Genomic DNA, 14,948 nt, shown 5'->3' with positions numbered 1-14,948 from the left:
TCAGTAGTTCCTAAGGAAGGAAAACATGTCTTACGCTAAAACAAAAACTCAGTCGAAAGCTGGGTATGATGCCGGGGTCAAGGATTATAAATTAACGTATTATACTCCGGATTACACTCCTAAAGATACAGATATTCTGGCAGCTTTCCGCATGACTCCGCAGCCAGGAGTTCCCCCGGAAGAAGCGGGTGCGGCGGTAGCAGCAGAGTCTTCCACCGGGACATGGACAACGGTTTGGACAGACTTGTTGACTGACCTCGATCGCTACAAAGGTCGTTGCTATGAAGTAGAGCCAGTTCGTGGCGAAGATAATCAGTATATCTGCTACGTCGCCTACCCCTTGGATCTGTTTGAAGAGGGTTCGGTTACCAACATGCTGACCTCCATCGTGGGGAACGTGTTTGGATTTAAAGCTCTCAAAGCCCTGCGTCTAGAAGATATGCGGATTCCCGTGGCTTATCTGAAGACGTTCCAAGGACCGCCTCACGGTATCGTGGTTGAGCGCGATAAGTTGAACAAGTATGGGCGTCCCTTGTTGGGTTGCACGATTAAGCCCAAGTTAGGTCTGTCAGCGAAGAACTATGGTCGTGCCGTTTATGAGTGTCTGCGCGGCGGTCTAGACTTCACCAAAGACGACGAAAACATCAACTCCCAGCCCTTCATGCGCTGGCGCGATCGCTTCCTGTTTGTGCAAGAGGCAATTGAAAAAGCCCAAGCCGAAACTGGTGAAGTGAAAGGTCACTACCTGAATGTCACCGCCCCCACCTGTGAGCAAATGATGGAGCGGGCTGAGTTCGCGAAAGAACTGGGTACGCCAATCATCATGCATGATTACCTGACGGGTGGCTTCACCGCGAACACCACCTTGGCAAAATGGTGCCGTAGCAACGGTGTACTGCTGCACATCCACCGGGCGATGCACGCAGTAATTGACCGTCAGAAGATCCACGGTATTCACTTCCGGGTGCTGGCTAAGTGCTTACGTATGTCCGGTGGTGACCACCTCCACTCTGGTACCGTTGTGGGTAAGCTCGAAGGTGAAAAAGGCATCACCATGGGTTTTGTTGACCTAATGCGGGAAGATCATATCGAGCGCGATCGCGAACGCGGTATTTACTTCACCCAAAACTGGGCATCAATGCCCGGTGTAATGCCCGTGGCATCTGGTGGTATCCACGTTTGGCACATGCCAGCGCTGGTGGAAATCTTTGGTGATGATTCCTGCCTGCAATTTGGTGGTGGTACTCTGGGTCACCCTTGGGGTAATGCTCCTGGTGCAACGGCTAACCGTGTGGCATTAGAAGCCTGCATCCAAGCCCGAAATGAAGGACGCAACCTGATGCGTGAAGGTGGCGACGTGATCCGCGAAGCCGCTAAATGGAGTCCTGAATTAGCCGCCGCTTGCGAACTTTGGAAAGAAATCAAGTTCGAGTATGAAGCGGTTGATACCGTCTGATACCTGATGAAGTGTGAAGTATGAAGTGTAGAACTTCATACTTCATCATTGATACTTCAAACTGTTAGAGGGCTGGGATCAGACTATGGATCTAAAACGAGTTGCCAAAGATACAGCCAAAGTGCTTACCAATTACATGACATACCAAGCACTGCGGATTGTCCTGGATCAATTGGGTGAAACTGACCCCCCCCAGGCGCTGTGGCTGCATTCTTTTTCGGCAAACCAAGGAGTTCAAGATGGAGATGCCTATCTCCAAGCACTCCTGGTGGAAAAACAAGAACTGGCGTTTCGGATTATGACGGTGCGACAGCTTCTAGCTGAGGAAGTGACAGACTTCTTACCAGAAATAGTTCGCAGTAACATTCAGCAGTCGAATATGGAATATCGCCGTCAGTATCTGGAACGAATCACGCAACTCAGTCTATCTGACCCAGCCTCACCCGAACAGCAAGCTGATTCGGACACCTAGTTAACCATTAAACCGGGTACTTCTGTCACCTGTTGGCATACCCGGACGTCAAAAACACAACCATTACAGAAAAACCCCATGCAAACGTTACCGAAAGAGCGTCGTTACGAAACTTTGTCCTATTTGCCGCCTCTGAGCGATCAGCAAATTGTCCGCCAAATTGAATACATTTTGGATCAGGGTTATATTCCCGCGATCGAATTTAGCGAAACCTCTGAACCCGAACAGCACTACTGGACAATGTGGAAGCTGCCCCTGTTCAACGCCACTTCGCCTAAAGAAGTTATGGCTGAGGTAGATGCTTGTCGCTCTGACTATCGCGACAATTTTATCCGCGTTGTGGGTTTTGATAACATTAAGCAGTGCCAAGTTTTGAGCTTTATTATCTATAAGCCCGGTGAAAGTGGTCGTAGCCGAGGTTACTACTAAGTCGCAAAGGCTTAAAATCTGCTGAGATAGGAAGGAGAGGTTTGATTACCTCTCTTTTTTTAGCGTCTTATTCAAGGCATCAGAAGCCCACGCTTCGGCTTCGCTCAGCGTTGGGTACGTCACAACGACGCGCCATGGCGCGTCTATAGACTCTTGTAGGTTACTGTTTTCTTGAGCTAAGCTGCGACAAAAGGGCAAGTGAAGAGGTTACAGTCAATGGCAAATGAAGAACATGCGGCTTTGCTCAAACAAGGCGTAGAAACCTGGAATCAGTGGCGGGAAGAGAATCCACAACTCGTACCCGATTTGAGTCAGTCACAGCTAAGTAGAGCGAATCTCAATGAAGCAAACTTGAGTGGGGTGAACCTTCAGAATGCTGACTTGAGGATGGCAAATCTCAGTGATGCAAATCTCCAGGGTGCAGATCTCAGGAGCGCCGATCTCCGGGGGGCTAACCTGAGAGGGGTTAACCTAAATCTAGCTAACCTGACGGGTACGGATTTAAACGGAGCTTATTTAACCTTAGTCAACTTTATTGATGCTAATCTTACGGCGGTTAACCTGAGTGAAGCGAATCTGAGAATTGCTAACCTCAGTGGGGCAAATTTAAGTGAAGCGAATCTGCGGATGGCTAACCTCAGTGGTGCTAATTTGAGTGAAGCGAATCTGCAAGTGGCAAATTTAAGTGAAGCGAATCTGCGGATGGCAAATCTCAGTGAAGCCAATTTAGAAAAAACCCAAGTCTTATCGGCAAACTTTAACAAAGCTATCTTAACGGGAACCTGTTTGCAGGACTGGCAAATCAACAGCGCTACCAACTTGGACGAAGTAATTTGTGATTATATTTACTTGCAAACGGGTCAACAACAACGCCATCCCAATCAGGGTAGTTTTGCTCCGGGAGAGTTTACTCAGTTATGGCGTCAGCATCTTAACACTGTTCAAGTCAAAGTTAGTCCAGAGGTTGCTCCAGTTCAAGCTTCTCCAATCCCAAACCCGAATGTATCCGCTAGTACACCCGAGGTAAAAGTTGAAATCCAACAGCCCCACCAACCGCCTGTCAATTACACCGCAACGACTGGCGCACCGCCGATCAAAGTAGACATTCAACCGCCAGTTTATGATACCGTAACGCCTAGCCTTTCCCAGGGAACAGACCCAAGTCCCCCGTCTCCTTCCCAAAGTGAAAGCCCGACTATCCCACCGAATCTACAACAGGCGGTATCGGAAGTTCACCGAATTCTAGAACAACTGGATCAGAATCTTTCCCAACCTAAATGGTTAGAAGTCGCCGCAGAAATTCAGCAACTTTTGCAGGAATTGAGCCAAACTTGTCCGACAAGTACACCATTAGAAAAAGTAATTGCTGTCGCCGCCGCGATTAAACAGATTGAGAGTAATCGTTCTCTAAAATCTAAGGTGATAGAAGCGGTACAAAGCGCCGGAATTACCAGACTGCAAGAGTACATTGAGCATCCTCTGAGCAAGATTTTACTGCCTGCGATTGAAGACTGGAATTGAAGAACTAAAACTAAGCTAAGTAGGTGGGGACAATTAAAGTTAACGGCGGAGATCGTCATTCGTCATTCGTCATTCGTCATTCGTAAGGGTTTGAGTAACATTCACATAAATTAACATAGTTTGGTTTATTTCCACCGACCTACTTAACTAAGCCATTCCCGCCGCCTCCTTTGCTGATTCCTTCGCCATCTCCATGAAAATCTTTTGAGCGCATTGCTCTTTCGCATCCTCCGGTTGACGTTGGATATAACGTCCATCCGGTTGTAATTCCCAAGCTTGGCGATTATCTGCCATCATAATGGCTAGGATTTCTTGCAAATCTTTGATAATCTCTGGATCTTCTATCGGTGTAATCGCCTCAACTCGTCGATCTAAGTTGCGACGCATCCAGTCAGCGCTGCCAATATAAACTTCTTCATCACCCTGATTATAGAAGTAATAAATCCGCGAATGTTCTAAAAAGCGACCGACAATACTAATTACGCGAATATTATCGCTAACGCCTACGACACCAGGACGCAAACAGCAAATTCCCCTGACAATTAAATCAATTTGTACGCCAGCTTGGGAGGCTTCGTAGAGGGTAGCGATAATCTTAGGATCGACTAAAGAATTCATTTTAGCAACAATGCGCCCTGTGTTTCCCTGGCGACAATGCTCGATTTCCCGCTGAATCATCGTCGTCATGCGATCGCGTAAATTCACGGGAGCGACTAATAACTTGCGATAGGAGCGCTGGCGAGAGTATCCCGTCAGAAAATTAAATAAATCGGTTAAATCTGCCCCTAAATCCTCACGACAGCTTAGGAGTCCTAAATCCGTGTAAATTCTGGCTGTTTTCGGGTTATAGTTTCCCGTGCCAATATGAACATAGCGGCGAATCCTCTTCTCGTCTTGACGCACCACCAGTACGATTTTGGTATGGGTTTTTAACTTAATAATCCCATACACCACATGAACCCCAGCTTGTTCTAGCTTACGCGCCCAGAGAATATTATTCTCTTCATCAAAACGGGCTTTTAATTCCACCAAAACTGCCACCTGCTTGCCATTTTCAGCCGCTTTAATCAAAGCATTGACAATTGGGGAATCGCCAGAGGTGCGATAGAGTGTCATTTTAATCGCCAGTACGTTTGGGTCATCCGCCGCCTGGGTAATAAATCGCTGTACTGTACCGCTAAAGGAATGGTAGGGATGGTGGACAAATAAATCCCGTTGGCGAATAATACTAAAGAAGTCCTCGCTATCGTCTTCCCCAGAGAGCGATCGCAACTCGACAGGCATGACGGGTGTCCAGTGTGTGTCTTTGAGTTCCGGTAGGGGTAATCCCATAAACGACATCAGATCCCCTAGTCCCAATAAGCCGTCTATTTCGTAGACATCACTGTCTTGGAGTCCCATCTCCCGCATCAGCGTTTCCCGTAAGGTTCCGGGTACAGTCGCATGAATTTCCATGCGGACGGCTGAACCCCCTAGGCGTCGCTTCCGCAGTCCCTCTTCAATGGCTAAAAGTAGGTCATCTGCTTCATCTTCCTCGACGGCTAAGTCGGCATTGCGAGTAATCCGAAACGGATGATATTCTTGGATATTCATCCCTGGAAACAGAAACTCTAAATTATGGGCAATTACCTGTTCTAGGGGAACGCCCATCCAGAGGGCAGGTTTTCCCTTTTGCCGTTCTCGCAACGGTTCGGGAAGGGCGACAAATCGAGGTAAGACTTTAGGAACTTTCACCCGGGCAAAAAATTCCTCGCCCTGCTCAGGATCTTTGACCACCACCGCTAGATTCAGACTCAGGTTGGAAATATAGGGGAACGGGTGGCTAGGGTCAACCGCTAGCGGTGTCAGAACCGGAAAAATTTGCTCCTCAAAGTAGTTTTGCAAATAAGTCCGCTGTTCGGAGTTCAAATCCATGTACTCCAGCAGGTAAATCCCCTGTTTTGCCAATAATGGTCGCAGGATTTGTTCAAAATGTTCATGTTGTTCCTTAACCATGGGGAGTAACCGTTGGTTAATCCCATCCAATTGATCGCTAGGTGTGCGACCATCGGCAGTTAGGGATGTCACCCCCGCCTCCACCTGCTGCTTCAAACCCGCCACCCGAACCATAAAAAATTCATCCAGGTTTGAACTAAAGATCGCCAGAAACTTCAAGCGTTCCAGCAGTGGGGTTCGGGAATCGAGGGCTTCATGCAAGACGCGATCGTTAAATTCCAACCAACTGAGTTCCCGGTTGAAGTAGTATTTAGGGTCTCTCAGACTAACCTCGGTCGTTGTCTTCGATTTCTTAGCCATGATTATTAGGGAAACGGCGCACCATCCGTTCGCCTTTTCTGGCGCGGGTAGGATGTCAGTATAAATACTATCAGCTTATCGGATCTAAGCCTCACGGTCGAATCTCTGATTGACCGACCAGATGAATCGCCAGGACGTAGTGTGAGCATCTTGCTCACTACATTGAGCATCTTGCTCTAAGGTTAGGACAAAAGAAGAAAAATTTAAATCGCTTGACCCTGAGCGAAGTCGAAGGGTCAATCCCTTGATGAGCAGTGTTTTTCTTCACTATTGCCTATTGCAAGAAAGCCTAGCGCGTAGCGCTATAATACCCAATTTAAAGGCATGACAGCTTATCAATCTCACAAACTACCATAATATTCGATGAATATTTGTCAGTTTTGTAGTGGATAAGTTGGAGTCCAGCCTGTTCTATTTCTCGCACCAATTCAGGGATTTCAACCTTATGCTGTCCCCAAATCGTAATCTCTTCACCTTCAGCAATTTCAAGACATTTATCCTCTCCCATTAACCTAAAATTTATCCGATAGTTCTGACGAAATTTAATCGTCGCCACAATACTATCAGTTTTAGGGTCATACTTTCGCACCAGTTCACAATCTTCAGCTTGAATCCCCAGCGCAGTTTTCACCCAAGCATAAACTTGATCCACATGATACTTTAATCCCCCTCTCACCGTTCCATCCCATTGGCAGTTAGAACCAATTTCGTTAGTGAAGACGAGGATATCATGTTTGCCCATGCTATCTCTAAAATTTTGCAGGACGGCGGTTCTATTGTGATGATTACCCATGGTTACACCTAAATGTAAAATGATTTGGGCGGTGTCATCAGTTTTTAGGTTAACCTGATGGTTTGACAAGGTTTGGGATAATGAATTACTTTCGATGTCAATCCTGTCGCTGATAAACTCGATATTAGGAAACCATTTTTTGATATTTCGCTGGGATAGTTTGAGTAAGTCATCGCTAATGTCTAAGGCAATATATCGAGTGTTTTTGCCGAAGCGATGCAGCCGACGGATAAATTGTTTGACGGGATAGGAATTGCCCGCGCCGACATCAATGAGATTAGTGATGTTGACGGCTGGGATTTTGCGGGTGATGATTTCAAAATTATCGTTTAACAGGGCAATTTCCCGATTAACGGGGCGATACCAGCGCGGACGCAGATAGTTGAGATAAAATTTATCCCAGATGGTTGCGCCTTGACCTTTGTAGGAATATTTGAGGCTAATTTCGCGTCGGGTGGCTAATGTTTGAATGATATCTAAAATTTCGGCATCTGAGAAAATCGAGTAAAATTCGGCACTAGGCTGGGCTGTGTGAAGGATAGGATTTTGCTGAGAGTTAGACATTGATGTTTCCCTGGTTTGTAGTAAGCACTTTAGTGCATCAACGTTACAACTTGCACCATTAAATAGCAAGCAAAATTTCAATGATACGTAGGGTGCGTTACGCTTCGCTAACGCACCCTTATTTTAAATTAAGGGCTAAAGCTCTGACTACGAACTTCAATTGGGGTTGGGAGGTGTTGCGGCAGAGGTTTATGGCGCTAAAGCGCAACTACAAACTAAATTCGCTGGTGGATTTCCTCCAGGAGTTGCTGCGCGGCGGCTTGCAGTTTACCACGATTATAAGCTTGGAATGTTTCCAGGGCGGCGCGGGTGAGAGTTTCGGCTTGGTTTAGGGGTTCCCAGATGTGCGATGTCTCGTCTCTAGATTCGGTGCATCCTGTCCATTTTATCGGGTTAATTCGTAAGTAAGCGCGGGCGATATCTAGGGTTTCTTCCGCACTATCAACCGTTTGTCCGAGTTGGCGGAAGTGGGTTAAACCGAGGGTGTAGTTGGTTTGAAATTGGCTGATTTGTTCTGATAAGTTAGAATCGTCCGCCGGGAGTTGATGGAAGCGTTCAGCGTAGACGAGGGCGAGGGCGGTGTAATCATACCCCAGGTTCTTTTTGTAGTCGTTTTTGGTATTAATTTGTATGCTTTGGCGTATGTTTTCTTCCGCTTGGCTGAGGAGGGTGAGGGCGGCGGTGGTGTCGGGGGTAGTCTGGGCGAGGAGGCGTTGGGTTTTGCCAATGTATCTGTAACTTCTAGCTGTGCGTTCATTGTGACCGATTTGCTGGTATAAATCACGGCTTTGTTGGTGATGTGCGATCGCGTCTTCATATTTGCCCCAATCTTGATATATTCTACCCAATTGATAGTAGGCTAAAGCAATTCTGGGTTGGTCATTTAGCTGCTGGCGAATGGCTAAATCTTTTAGTTCACACTCTATGGCTTTCTCATATTGTCCCCAGTCTCGATAGCAAACAGCTAGCCAGTTCCACTGATTAGCGACATTCTGCTGTTTGTCTAATTGCTCATAGAGTGAAAGGCTTTCTTGGTAATGTACGATCGCATCTCTATATTTTCCCCAATCCTGATAGATTCTACCAAATTGATAGTAGGCTAAAGCGATATCTGATGGATCATCTAACTGCTGGCGAATGGCTAAATCCTTTTGTTCACACTCTATGGCTTTCTCATATTGTCCCCAGTCTCGATAGCAAGCGGCTAGCCAGTACCACGAATCAGCCACATCCTTTCGCTTGTCTAATTGCTCATAGAGTTCACGGCTTTGGTTGTGATGTGCGATCGCGTCTTCATATTTGCCCCAATCCTGATAGATTCTACCCAACTGATAATAGGCTAAAGCGATACGAGGTTGGTCATCTAGCTGTTGGCGAATGGCTAAATCCTTGTGTTCACACTCAATCGCTTTCTCATATTGTCCCCAGTCTCGATAGCAATCAGCTAACCTGTACCACTGATTAGCGACATTCTTCTGTTTGTCTAATTGCTCATAGAGTGCAAGGCTTTGTTGGTAATGTGCGATCCCTTCTTCATATTTACCCCAATCCTGATATATTCTACCCATTCGATAGTAAGCATTAGCTATACTCGGTTGCTCATCAAGATGCTGACGTATTTCTAAACCTTTATTACCATGATCAAAAGCTTGTTCATATTTGCCCCAGTCTCGATAGCAATCAGCTAACCATAACCACAAATCAGCGACATTTTGCTGTTTGTCTAAATGCTTATAAAGTTCAAGGCTTTGTTGGTGATGTGCGATCGCATCCTCATATTTTTTCCAACTTTGATACATCAAACCTAGCTGACAGTAGGCTAAAGCAATGCTGGGTTGGTCATCTAGCTGCTGGCGAATGGCTAAATCTTTTAGTTCACACTCTATGGCTTTCTCATCCTGTCCCCAGTTTTGATAGCAAATAGCTAGTATAAACCATTGATTAGCGACATCCTGCTGTTTGTCTAATTGTTCATAGAGTTCAAGGCTTTGTTGGTGATGTGCGATCGCATCCTCATATTTTTTCCAACTTTGATACATCAAACCTAGCTGACAGTAGGCTAAAGCGATTCTGGGTTGGTCATCTAGCTGCTGGCAAATGGCTAAACACTTCTGTTGACACTCTATTGCTTTCGCATATTGTCCCCAAGCTCTATAGCAATCAGCTAAGTTGTACCACTGAGTGGCAACGTTCTGCTGTTTGTCTAATTGCTCATTTAGTTTAAGGCTTTGGTCATGATACAGTATTGCTTCTTTATATTGATTTGCTTTATAATAATTTTCACCCAATGTGGAATAAATTAATCCAAAGTCCTCATCGGAAAACAAGTTTTTATTATTTAGTTCATAGTCATCTAAGTTTATGCCGCTTTTGTCAAATGCAATATTTACTAGACAGACTTGTGCTCTATTTCTTATGGTTTTTGGTATTCCAGTGTCTACTGCGATTTTTCGTATGTATTTCAATATCTTCTGTCTTATTTCATTGATCGGTTTTTGCTTTAAAAAATACGTAAATTGATCGGCATTCATTAAAATCGAATTATCATTAAAAATATTATCAGCTATTTTAATTATTTTTTTCGGTAGCCGCTTTTTCTGTTTGTAGTTATATTTAGTACCCCCAAAAAATAAATAAATTAATACGATCTTTCGGATTATATTTTCACTATTTTTTGGATTTAATTTTATTTCTGATAAGCTTTGACAAGCCAACATTAAATAGTTAGAAGATAAATAATTTTCACTTTTTATTAAAGTTAACATAAAGGGCAATATCAATGTACGCACAAGAAGCAATACTTTTTCTCTGCTATTACCTCTCTTATCAAAAAAAACATTAGCAGACAAATTCATGATTATTCTCCACCATTTGTTAAAAAGATCAGGAAAATTAATTATGTCTGCAAAAATCATATTGATTAACTTATTAGCCTGCTTAGGACTATGAATTCCCAAATACCCCAACGCCAATAAAATTGGTTCTTGCCAACGCGGATCATCCTGGTGTTTCTGGATAATCTCCAAAATCTCACTCACGTCATTATCAGCAATATACCGCGCGGCAAAATACTCCTCAAAGGTTAAATGCATAAACCCATAAACATTGGGCGCACGTTCGACAAATAACCCAGTGGTTTCCCGTACCCGCCGCAAAAATTCCTGTACGGTTTTTTTCACACTATCCGCTTCCGCGTCTTCATCATTTAACTCTGCCAATTTTTCCGCTAACTGTGCTTCCGCTTCCGCTTGGGTAATTAACCCGGATGGTTTCTCTTCATGCATCCAATACGCCAGGGGTGCTAAAAGTTCAATGACCTCACTTTCCCGCAGCACTACCTGCGACGCATCCGGTAAATTCTTACTCAATTGCCAATCTTCAATCAACGTTTTCACCGCCAACGCATACAGTTCCACCCGCCGATTCGGGAGGCGCGACCCATTGCGATGAATTAATGCCAAAATGGTTAATAATAGGGGATTTCCGGTGAGGCGTTTGACCCCTTCATTCTCTTGAATCGCCTCCAGCAGTTCCTCAGCTTCTTTCTCCGCCTCTCGTCGCCATACCTCCTCTGTTTCATCCGGTTTCTGCGCTTTTTCTATCGCCAGACACCAGCGACGCAGGAATCGCTCCACCTGCTCAAATTCCATCTGAGTAATGGTAAACTGGGTAAAGCGACTGCCTAATTTAACATCCTGATAGCCAGCAATCCGGCTGGTAATCACATAGTTGTTATCGGGATAATCGGTAACAAACGCCTCAATTTGTTTAACAATCTGCTGACGGCTAGTCTGATTAAAAACCTCATCCAATCCATCCAGCAGCACCAAACATTCACCCTGACGCATCTTTTCACACAGCAGCGTAGAGACGTAGCATGGCGCGTCTCTACATTCATCGTTCACATCCCGAACATCCGCTTCCCACTGCTGATAAAATTCTTCCAGAAACGCTAACAAACTTAACTCTGGCTGTTTCACCAACCGTTCCGCATAATCCGCAACTCGTAAAAACACCGGGAAACGAGTATTCCCCAATGATTCAGGATTGATGACTGAAGATTGGGACAATTCTTCCTGATTTCCTGCATTCCCAGACGTACCATGGTACGTCTCTACATTTTCCACCAAAACCCTCTCCTTCCCATCCCGTTGCGCCATGGCAAAATGCAGCGCCAGATATCGCAAAAGCGTGGTTTTTCCCGCCCCCGGATCACCTAAAATCACACCATAGTGACACCTCCCCACCGCCTCCGCCAAATCCACCTTATGTGTCACCGTCTTTGTCGTCATTTCCGACGGCGCAAACTCCATCCCCTTGCGACTCTCTGCGCCAATCTCGGCGTACTTCTGTGTTTCAAAACTTAACTTACTCCCCCCCTTCATTTCTGTCACCTGCTGCTGACGTTCTGCCCGCAGGGACACATAAACTTGGTCTAAAAAAATATCAACCTGGCGCTGTACTTGCATCACGCCACTCATTTTCAGATAGGAATTCTCGGCAATTAAATTTTCTAAATAGGGATAAAGTAGGGAATTCAACGGCGGACGAGTTGTAAATTTCACCACCTTTTCCCGCCAATCCCAAAAATCCGGCGCATAACTGCGAAACGTCTCGATAAAATCCCGCTTATTCAGCCAAAATATTAGGACAATCTCCCGTGAAAACAGCGCCTCTCGCCCCAGATTCAATCGTTTCAGTTCCTTCAGTATCCGGGGGCGAGGTAATTGTTCAATCCCAAACGCCATGATGACTGGACGTTTGGATTCGTTTTTTGCGTCTGGGTTAACGGGGATTCTCTTGTCTAAAGCATAGAGAAACGCAATCAGAGACTCTTGACTATAAAAGAAGTTCTCAACCTGAAATTCATCGGGGTTGAGGACGGATTTTAATTGTTCGACGACGGGATGATTGGGTGCGCTTTCGGGGGCGATGGCAAAGACAATGGTTGTCCCGTCGGATAATTCTAGGGTGGTGGCTAAATCGTCTAAGGTTTCCTGGTCAGGTTGATTTAGATTGTTTATGGGGGGAATGTCGATTGCCATCGCTTTACCTCGTGGGACTCCGGGTTCAGCGATCGAAAAGCGTGCGCGTAGCGCGTAAGCAACCCGGAGGGGGATAGAGGTCAAACCACGCTACTCGATGTAGTAAGGTTTGACAATCCAACTGTTGACACCAATCCGGTATTTCGCTGCAACAATTGAACTTTGGAGGTGGTGAACCTTCCTATCCGTTTCCAATTAGCGTCACTAACCGAAACTTGGGTTTTGGTGTCACCGGAAACGTAACCGTAGTAAGTGATATCTGCTTTAACCGCTTTGACATAATCGCCCTTCCTGAACCCGTGGCGGGTAACTGTGCCACCGTAACTGCGCCGCTTCCCTCCCTTGCCGGGAATCATTAGGTGTAGTTGGCGGCGACACACTGGAGGGCGACTAATCACCGCAAACTGGCACGGTGTAACTTCGATAGACCCTAAGAAGGTGCCACTTATGCCCTGGATCTGGCGATACCGCATAAACTGAGACGCGGCTGTGCAGATACCATCAACGGCATGGGCGGCGGGTGAGGACTCAGCCTTATTCTTGGATTTAGGTAAACCGAGGTACTGTCTCAGGTTGGATGTGTGCCATCCCTCCTGCGTGTGGACGGTATAGCCGTTAGCTTCTAACTGCTCAATCTGCCAGTATTGACCAACCATAGCGGGGCTAAACCCTTTGTCGCCTTTGGCTTTAATCGTCTCAACCACCACATCTGTGAATGGGTAGACCTTTGATAACTCTTGTACTACCCTCAACGCCAACTGTTTATTAGCCCGGATGCTGGGGGGTATCTTATGACCTTTGCGGTTATCGAATCGGTGCTGGCGGTGATTGCGTTGATCAAAGGAAACCTTACGGTTAATCCGTCGCCCTCGTCTCCCGCGCCGCATCATTACCCGTTGGGTCATCCGCTTGGTCACGTTTTTAAAGGGCAAATTTAGGTGGGCTAAAAACAGAGTAGCTTTGGCTGATTGAATCGCAATCCCCGTGAATAGCTTTCCCGGATCAATTCCAGCCACAATATCTTGGGTTTCCTCCCCCGATGGCGGGTTAACTAACTGGACTTGAAAGATGCCTAAGTCGTTATGGGTGACTTTAGCTTTACCAGCTTTTAGCCACCGCCGAACGCGGCTAGCTTTAGCTGGCATTAATGGTTTACCGTCTGGCGATAAAACTGGTACACGAATCATGGATATAAGCCTCTCGTGTAAGTTGTACGTCCCCTCGACCACCGTTAACAAAATGTCCTCTCTTAAAGCGCCTAAACAAGTAGGCTTGCAGTTGATCCGAACTGGGGAAGTATTCGGAAGTGCGTATCAGTTAACGGCGAGCGCGGTCTATTCAACGCTTGCGTTGCCAGTCCTGTCTCTGGCAATCCCTAATCTCAAGCGATAGCTAGATTAGGGTTGTTGAAGGTCAATCCGTCCTGATGCTTAGTCTGATTGTAGATGATTTTGAGGTGTTGGGGTGTTATGTTTTTTTAACGCAGAGGACGCAGAGGTTGGCGCAGAGGGGCGCAGAGTGATTTAACGGATTGGGCAATAATGGGAAGATTATGAGTGGATTGGTAATTCGATTGATTCTCTGTTTTTGTGCGATGTTTTATCCGATTTTATCCGATGTAGGGGCGGGTTTAGACGCTTAATTTTTGGATTACTGATAACGTTTCAACAAAACCCGCCCTGACCTTAACATTAATGCGATATTAGTTTGGGAAAACGCAAGGAAACCCAACAAAATCCCTGATGATACAAACGGGTAAGCGCACGTTGGTGATAGGGCGCACGTCGGTCATTGGTGTCAACTTAACCAGAAGAAGCCCAGATTTCTTTTGAGCGAGCGGCATTGTCTCGATGCCGCTTGCGCTCAGTTTTGACTAAACCTAAGAGCTTGTAATGATCAACCAAATAACTCACGACATCGGTACTCGCTCCGCAGAGCACAGCGCGAGAAAAATGATATAAGCCTCGAAACACCATCTCGACTGAGATACGCTCTTTGGGTTGATTGAGAGCTACCGCGACTTGAGAACACAATTCATTAAGAACGGCATAAAATATCCAGGTGGCAAAAATTTGAATCTGGACTCCATTAGAGCCACCTACCCACAAGTAAGCTAATCCCAGCAAACGCTTAGTTAATAAAAAAGCCTCCTCCACTCGCCAACGACGGCGGTAAAGCTCACAAACCTGTTGAGGGGAAAGCAATTGGGGGTCTTGCACATTGGTCAGGTAGTAATCCCGCATTTCTCACGAAAGGCGCGATTGCGAATAGCAGAAACCTTACCAGACAAGGATTTAAGCCCATTTATTCACCCCTAGTTGCACAGAACAGTGTGTTGCGCCTTCAAGCCTCTGAATAATCATTTTTCTCAAC

At 45.9% G+C, this 14,948-nt stretch carries 8 protein-coding genes and 1 pseudogene; 4 read left to right on the top strand and 5 right to left on the bottom strand.

All coding sequences use genetic code 11. From position 1 onward, the window contains the following. The first annotated feature begins 25 nt into the window (after window positions 1–25). The 4 genes from RIG66_RS19570 to RIG66_RS19555 all read left to right on the top strand — a co-directional run bounded on the left by RIG66_RS19570 (window position 26) and on the right by RIG66_RS19555 (window position 3,878). Window positions 26–1,456, top strand: coding sequence for a form I ribulose bisphosphate carboxylase large subunit (locus tag RIG66_RS19570; protein WP_446380416.1), 1,431 nt, complete (start codon window positions 26–28; stop codon window positions 1,454–1,456). Window positions 1,457–1,541: 85 nt separating this feature from the next. Continuing rightward, window positions 1,542–1,928: a RuBisCO chaperone RbcX gene (gene rcbX, locus RIG66_RS19565; RefSeq protein ID WP_446380415.1), complete on the top strand. Its 387-nt coding sequence runs from the start codon at window positions 1,542–1,544 to the stop codon at window positions 1,926–1,928. A gap of 78 nt (window positions 1,929–2,006) precedes the next feature. Continuing rightward, a complete protein-coding gene (locus RIG66_RS19560; RefSeq protein ID WP_446380414.1) occupies window positions 2,007–2,357 on the top strand; it encodes a ribulose bisphosphate carboxylase small subunit in 351 nt (116 codons plus the stop codon). Window positions 2,358–2,573: 216 nt separating this feature from the next. Next, window positions 2,574–3,878: a pentapeptide repeat-containing protein gene (locus RIG66_RS19555; RefSeq protein WP_446380413.1), complete on the top strand. Its 1,305-nt coding sequence runs from the start codon at window positions 2,574–2,576 to the stop codon at window positions 3,876–3,878. A 147-nt stretch (window positions 3,879–4,025) separates the two neighbouring features. On the opposite strand, the gene ppk1 is transcribed toward RIG66_RS19555, so the two are convergent. From ppk1 to RIG66_RS19530, 5 genes and pseudogenes are all read right to left on the bottom strand, one after another. Next, window positions 4,026–6,173 carry a polyphosphate kinase 1 gene (gene ppk1 / locus RIG66_RS19550; protein WP_446380412.1) on the bottom strand — a complete coding sequence of 716 codons (2,148 nt, stop codon included), beginning with the start codon at window positions 6,171–6,173 and terminating at the stop codon, window positions 4,026–4,028. 316 nt (window positions 6,174–6,489) lie between these two features. Continuing rightward, window positions 6,490–7,530, bottom strand: a complete 1,041-nt coding sequence (locus RIG66_RS19545) for an L-histidine N(alpha)-methyltransferase (protein WP_446380411.1) — start codon at window positions 7,528–7,530, stop codon at window positions 6,490–6,492. 215 nt (window positions 7,531–7,745) lie between these two features. After that, window positions 7,746–12,575 carry a tetratricopeptide repeat protein gene (locus RIG66_RS19540; protein ID WP_446380410.1) on the bottom strand — a complete coding sequence of 1,610 codons (4,830 nt, stop codon included), beginning with the start codon at window positions 12,573–12,575 and terminating at the stop codon, window positions 7,746–7,748. A gap of 80 nt (window positions 12,576–12,655) precedes the next feature. Further along, complete coding sequence (locus RIG66_RS19535) at window positions 12,656–13,762, bottom strand: RRXRR domain-containing protein (RefSeq protein WP_446380409.1); 1,107 nt, start codon at window positions 13,760–13,762, stop codon at window positions 12,656–12,658. 615 nt (window positions 13,763–14,377) lie between these two features. Further along, a pseudogene (locus RIG66_RS19530) lies at window positions 14,378–14,809 on the bottom strand (transposase); the annotation flags it as partial. Window positions 14,810–14,948 lie beyond the last annotated feature (139 nt).

Origin of the sequence: Coleofasciculus sp. E2-BRE-01, from assembly GCF_040221695.1 — a bacterium.
Classification (GTDB): Bacteria; Cyanobacteriota; Cyanobacteriia; order Cyanobacteriales; family Coleofasciculaceae; genus Coleofasciculus.
This window is presented reverse-complemented; position numbering and strand designations above follow the sequence as displayed.

Coding starts and splice junctions, on each gene's coding strand:
- RIG66_RS19570 (WP_446380416.1), top strand. CDS start 26: ATGTCTTACGCTAAAACAAAAACTCAGTCGAAAGCTGGGTATGATGCC.
- RIG66_RS19535 (WP_446380409.1), bottom strand. CDS start 13,762: ATGATTCGTGTACCAGTTTTATCGCCAGACGGTAAACCATTAATGCCA.
- RIG66_RS19540 (WP_446380410.1), bottom strand. CDS start 12,575: ATGGCAATCGACATTCCCCCCATAAACAATCTAAATCAACCTGACCAG.
- ppk1 (WP_446380412.1), bottom strand. CDS start 6,173: ATGGCTAAGAAATCGAAGACAACGACCGAGGTTAGTCTGAGAGACCCT.
- rcbX (WP_446380415.1), top strand. CDS start 1,542: ATGGATCTAAAACGAGTTGCCAAAGATACAGCCAAAGTGCTTACCAAT.
- RIG66_RS19545 (WP_446380411.1), bottom strand. CDS start 7,530: ATGTCTAACTCTCAGCAAAATCCTATCCTTCACACAGCCCAGCCTAGT.
- RIG66_RS19560 (WP_446380414.1), top strand. CDS start 2,007: ATGCAAACGTTACCGAAAGAGCGTCGTTACGAAACTTTGTCCTATTTG.
- RIG66_RS19555 (WP_446380413.1), top strand. CDS start 2,574: ATGGCAAATGAAGAACATGCGGCTTTGCTCAAACAAGGCGTAGAAACC.